We start from the raw sequence: 5,537 nt of genomic DNA, 5'->3' as shown, positions 1-5,537 counted from the left end.
AAGGCCCGGGTGCAAGTCGTGCCTTTGTTTGAAACGGTGGAAGACCTGCAGAACTCCCGGGAAATCATAAAGCGCTACCTCAGCTTCGACATCGTTAAGCGCTGGGTTGCTTCCAAGGGCAACTACCAGGAAATTATGCTGGGCTACTCCGACTCCAACAAGGACGGCGGCTACCTGGCTTCCTGCTGGAGCCTGTACAAGGCCCAGAAGGAACTGACGGCCATCGGCGAAGAACGCGGCATCAAGATCACCTTCATGCACGGCCGGGGCGGTACGGTTGGCCGGGGCGGCGGCCCATCATATGAAGCCATCACCTCCCAGCCATTCGGCTCTATCAAGGACCGGATCCGGACCACTGAACAAGGGGAAATCATCCAGAACAAGTACGGCAACAAGGACGCTGCCTACTACAACCTGGAAATGCTGGTTTCCGCCGCGGTTGACCGGATGGTCTCCAAGCAAGCCGTCAGCCAGGACCACATCCAGGACTTCACGGCTTCAATGGACGGCATCGTTGCTGACAGCAACCGGGTTTACCGGGAACTTGTTTTTGACAACCCGCACTTCCACGACTACTTCTTCCAGGCGACGCCGATTAAGGAAGTCTCCAGCTTGAATATCGGCTCCCGGCCGGCAGCCAGAAAGAAGATTACTGAACTGTCCGGCTTGCGGGCTATTCCTTGGGTCTTCTCCTGGTCACAGAGCCGGGTCATGTTCCCAGGCTGGTACGGGGTTGGTTCAGCCTTCAAGCACTTCATCGATGCTGATCCTAACAATTTGAAGGAATTGCAGGAAATGTACCAGGGCTGGCCATTCTTCCACTCCCTGCTTTCCAACGTTGACATGGTTTTGTCCAAGTCCAACATGGAAATCGCTGAAAAGTACGCTGGGCTCTGTGAAGACGAAGCTACCCGGTCAGTCTTTGACATCATCAAGAAGGAATGGGAACTGACCAAGGAAGTCATCTTGCAGATCGAAGGCCACAGCAAACTTTTGGAAGACAACCCGTCTTTGGAAAGCAGCTTGGACTACCGCCTACCTTACTTCAACGTCTTGAACTACGTCCAGCTGGAAATGATCAAGCGGGGCCGGCAAGAAAAGCTCAGCGGCATCTCCGAATCGATCATCCACATCACCATCAACGGGGTCGCTTCAGGCCTGCGTAATTCGGGCTAATCGCCACGGGTTTACACTTTAATAAGAAGCAAAAAAGCATGTTTTTTCAAACATGCTTTTTCTTCTTGCTTTTGCTTCGTGTTGTTTTAGTTTTTGATTCGGATTTTATTTCAAAATTGTTTTACTTAATCAGCCGCCTTGATTGAAGCGATGATTTCTTCAACCAGGTCAGGGTCATCCTTGAGGCCGGTCGTTTCCAAAACGACTTCCTTGACCGGTTCATCCTTGAGCATCTGTTGCAGCTTTTGGCTTTCAGCGTCTGCTGGCTCGTCAAAGTGGTAGATCTTGCCAACCGTTTCCAAGAGGGCGCTGTAGTCCAAGCCCCGGGCCTTCAGTTCTCTGATCGGCCGGATGAAGCGTTCATTGTAGCCCAGCTTGCGGATTGGCGTCCGGCCTACCCGGGCGATGTCGTCGGAAATGTAAGGGTTCTTGAAGCGGTTGATGACTTGGGCGTGGTATTCTTCCAGTTCTTCCTTAGTGAAGTCCCACTTGGCCAAAAGGAGGGAACGGGTTTCAGCCAATACGCGGGTTACCTGGTCAACGACCCGGTCATCCTTAACGGCTTCCCCAATCGTTTCATAGCCCAGAGCCTTGCCAGTGTAAGCAACAGTGGCGTGACCGGTGTTGACCGAGAACAGCTTTCTTTCAATGTATGGTTCAAGGTCCGGAGCGTAGTGAACGCCTTCCAAGCGAATCTTCGGATTCTTCATCTGGCTTTCGTCGATGACCCACTCCTTGAAGTCTTCAACTGAAACGAAGAGCGGGTCTTCATTGTGCTGAATTGGCACGATCCGGTCAACAGCGGCGTTCGGGAAGCCAACATACTTGTCAACTTCAGCCTTGTCTTCGTCGCTCAAGTGCTTGTAAACTTCTTCCTTCAAGAACTGGGAACCGCCGATCATGTTTTCACAGGCAATGACATCCAAAGGTTCGTGATTTTCCTTGACTCTCGCGCTCAAGCCTTGGGCGATCAGAGGAGCAATGATCTTCAATACCTTGGGGCCGATAGCCGTGGTGACCATGTTGGTCGTCTTGATGGCTTCGACAACCTTTTCAGGGTTTTTGGCGTTGTTGATCCCGGTCACGTTGCTGATGTGAATCTTCTTTTGCCCCGGGGCGGCCAGTTGAATATCGTATTCACCCCGCTCGACCAAGGCATCAATGATCGTTTCGTTAACGTCGACAAAATCAATTCCAAAACCGTTGGCTGCCAAAGTTTCGCCAATAAAGCCGCGGCCAATATTACCTGCACCAAAGTGTACTGCTCTCATTTTTATTTTTCTCCTACTTTGTCTAACAAACCGATAATTTCTTCTGGCGTTTGCGCGTCGGCTAATTTTGCTACGTTGGCAACGTCGCTGCAGAACAGGGCAATCTGGGACAAGAGCGCTAAGTGCTCATTGCCCAAGCCCGCGATTCCGAAGACGACAGTCACCAGCTTCTCCTGCTGGTCATCGGGTTCGCTGAAGTCGACCCCCATCGGGATCTGGACGACCGAAATTCCAGTTTTCTTGATATACTTCTTGCCTTCATCAGTGCCATGCGGAATGGCGATGAAGTTGCCCATGTAGGTTGACACGTCCGCGTTCCGGGCGAGCATGGCATCAATATATTCCGGCTCTACGCAGCCGTGGTCCACCAGAAGCTGCCCAGCCATGCGGATTGCCTCCTCACTGGTGGCAACATTTTGGTTCAACTTGATCATATCTTTTTCCAGTTTCATGCTTCTGCTCTCCTTACTTCAGCTTGTCAATCAGACCGCTGACTTCGCCGGCCTTGAGCAAGTCGTCAACCGTGATGACTTGAATCTGGTCATAGCGAATAGCCAGGTTCTTGCCAGCCATTGGCGTAACGATGACCAAGTGGCTTGGATCATTGTCCAGTTCATTGATTCTTACGGCCTTGACCGGAGTTTCCTTGCCGGCCTTCTGCATCTGGTCCTTGAACAGGCTTGAAGCCATCGTTACCGTACCCAGGTGCTGGTCGTGCCGGATGAAGTCGACTTCCTTGACCTTGCTGAAGTCGATAGCTGCCAAGCCGTCGCTCTTAGCGGCTGCTTTTTCATTCTTCTTGACCTGGTCTGCTTCTGGCAGGGTTTCACCGGCTGCCTTCAAGCGGGCAACGACCTGGTCGTATTTTGGCGTGCTGAGGAAGTTGCCGACTGATACGTGAAGCGCGTTTGGCGTCTTTTCCTTAGCCCGTTCTGCCAATTCTTCTTGGGTGATAACCAGCAGGCCCGGTTCATCCTTCAAGTTGCGGACAGCAGTGTTAGTAACTGGCAGCTTCAAGCCCGCCTTCTTCACCTTGTCTCTCAAAAGCGATGCCCCCATAGCGGATGAACCCATGCCGGCGTCGCAGGCAAAGATGATTCTTTGTACGTCCTTGTAGCTTTCAACCGTTTCAACAGCTGAAGCACCGTTTTCTTCTTCAGTCAAGCCCTTGGATTCTGCCTTCATGGCTGCCATTTGTCCTTGAGCAGCAGCCAGGTCACCATCGTCACTCTTGTCCATCTTGTAGATGACTGCAGCTACGATAAAGGAAACGGCAGCTGAGCCGAGAACACCGACAATGTTGCCGAAGTAAGCATCCTTAGCTGAAACCAGCAAGATGGCGATAATTGAGCCAGGACTGGCAGCAGCAGTCAAGCCACCGCCCAAGACGCTGAAAAGGAAGGTCCCGGTAATCCCACCGGCCATGGCGGCCAAGATCAAGATTGGCTTCATCAGAACGTACGGGAAGTAAATTTCGTGCACCCCACCGAGGAAGTGAACGACAATGGCACCCGGAGCAGAGCTCTTGGCTGAACCCTTGCCAAAAATTGAGCAGGCCAGCAGGATCCCCAGACCAGGGCCAGGGTTTGATTCCATCAAGAAGAGGACCGACTTGCCAACCTTGGCAGCTTGCTGAATCCCCAAAGGAACCAGGACACCGTTGCCGATCGCGTTGTTCAAGAACAAGACCTTAGCTGGTTCAATAACCAGGTTGGCCAGTGGCAGCAGGTGGTGAGCGATGATCCAGTCAACCCCGTTGGCGATCCAAATCGTGGATACAACCAAAATAGGCCCGATCAAGAAGTAGCTGATCGCTACGAAGATCATCCCCATGATCCCCTGGGAGAAGTTGTTGTAGATCATTTCAAAGCCGGCCTTGACCTTGCTTTGGAAGGCCTGGTCAAACTTCTTAAGGCACCAAGCGCTGAGCGGCCCCATGATCATGGCCCCCAGGAACATTGGAATCCCCGTAGCCTTGTTGGCAGCGTATGGGTAAAGAGCCGGATAAACGATGCCTTGCGCTACCGGGTTGGCCCAAGGGAAGGCCAGGACGATGGTCCCGACAACGGAGATGGCACCAACTACGCCCCCTCTTTCCTCATAAACGCTCTTGCCGCCCGTGTAGGCGATCAAGATTGGAATCATGAAGTACAGCATCGAGCTGGTAAAGCTGTTGATGTACTTGTTCGGGAACCAGCCATTTGGCGACATGAAAATCGCGGTCATGAAGCCCCAGGCAATAATCGCGCCAATGTTTGGCATGATCATGCCTGACAGGAAGGTCCCGAATTTTTGGATCTTTGCCTTAGCTGAGCTCTTGCTCTGAGTTTCAGACATTACTTTTCCTCCTAAACACTAAAAACTACTAAAAACAATAAAACTTACTCTACTTAACTTTTACTTACATTTTTATCTTATTATCAATTGTTTCCGCTTTCAACGGAAAGAAAACAGAACTCTGGCACTGAAAACGGTGCCAGAGTTCCATTTGTGATTTTTGCATTATCGTTGGCCGCGAGCCTGGTTCAACTGCTGGGTCACTTGCCCCAAATACTGCTGGGCAATGCCAGCCGCGATTTCCGGGCAGTTGCCTTCTTCAAATAAGCGAAGCGTCTGATCGCTCATAACCAAAAAGCTGCTGATCATTCCCAGGATATTGGCGCTGGCTTCTGGCAAATCCTCTGGTGCCAAAAGCAGCAGCTGCCGCTTGACCATGATCTGGCTTTGATCCATCGCCACCATAGAAATTGGCTCTGCCAGCTCATAAATGGCAAAGAAGCATTTTTTGACAGCCGGCGTCCTTGTGTGCAAGAGGGCCAGATGACTGCCGGGCAGGCCCAAAGGGGCCAGGTCCAGCCGTGACTTCAGCCGGCGGGTAACTTCCAGCCGGTCTTTAACATACTCGCTTGGCACGGCGTTGACAATGGCGGCCAGAACGTCTTCCATATCCATCCCCTGGCTGGCCAGCGGCTGCAAGGTCATCTCCCGCAAGAGCTGCTGGCAAAATGAACTTTCCTGGGCCAGCTTGGTCAGCATGGCTGACGGATTTTTGAAGCGGCGCGGCTGTTCGACTTCGTTTTTTTCCGGATA

At 52.0% G+C, this 5,537-nt stretch carries 5 protein-coding genes; 1 reads left to right on the top strand and 4 read right to left on the bottom strand.

Going from position 1 to position 5,537, the window contains the following annotated elements; genetic code table 11:
- A partial coding sequence (locus ACI32D_RS08900) for a phosphoenolpyruvate carboxylase (protein ID WP_439776220.1) occupies positions 1–1,176 on the top strand: 1,176 nt, incomplete at its 5' end.
- Between the two features lie 125 nt (positions 1,177–1,301).
- Here the strand turns inward: ACI32D_RS08900 and ACI32D_RS08895 are convergent.
- The 4 genes from ACI32D_RS08895 to ACI32D_RS08880 all read right to left on the bottom strand — a co-directional run.
- Positions 1,302–2,447 carry a mannitol-1-phosphate 5-dehydrogenase gene (locus ACI32D_RS08895; RefSeq protein ID WP_439776219.1) on the bottom strand — a complete coding sequence of 382 codons (1,146 nt, stop codon included), beginning with the start codon at positions 2,445–2,447 and terminating at the stop codon, positions 1,302–1,304.
- A gap of 2 nt (positions 2,448–2,449) precedes the next feature.
- Positions 2,450–2,899 carry a PTS sugar transporter subunit IIA gene (locus ACI32D_RS08890; protein ID WP_439776218.1) on the bottom strand — a complete coding sequence of 150 codons (450 nt, stop codon included), beginning with the start codon at positions 2,897–2,899 and terminating at the stop codon, positions 2,450–2,452.
- A gap of 13 nt (positions 2,900–2,912) precedes the next feature.
- Positions 2,913–4,784, bottom strand: a complete 1,872-nt coding sequence (locus ACI32D_RS08885) for a PTS transporter subunit EIIC (protein WP_439776217.1) — start codon at positions 4,782–4,784, stop codon at positions 2,913–2,915.
- A 165-nt stretch (positions 4,785–4,949) separates the two neighbouring features.
- Positions 4,950–5,537: PTS sugar transporter subunit IIA (locus ACI32D_RS08880; protein WP_439776216.1), on the bottom strand; the 588-nt coding region annotated here is incomplete at its 5' end.

This window comes from Lactobacillus sp. (genome assembly GCF_051873315.1).
GTDB lineage: Bacteria > Bacillota > Bacilli > Lactobacillales > Lactobacillaceae > Lactobacillus.
Note: the sequence above shows the minus strand (reverse complement) of the source record. Positions and strands in the feature narration are given on the sequence as shown.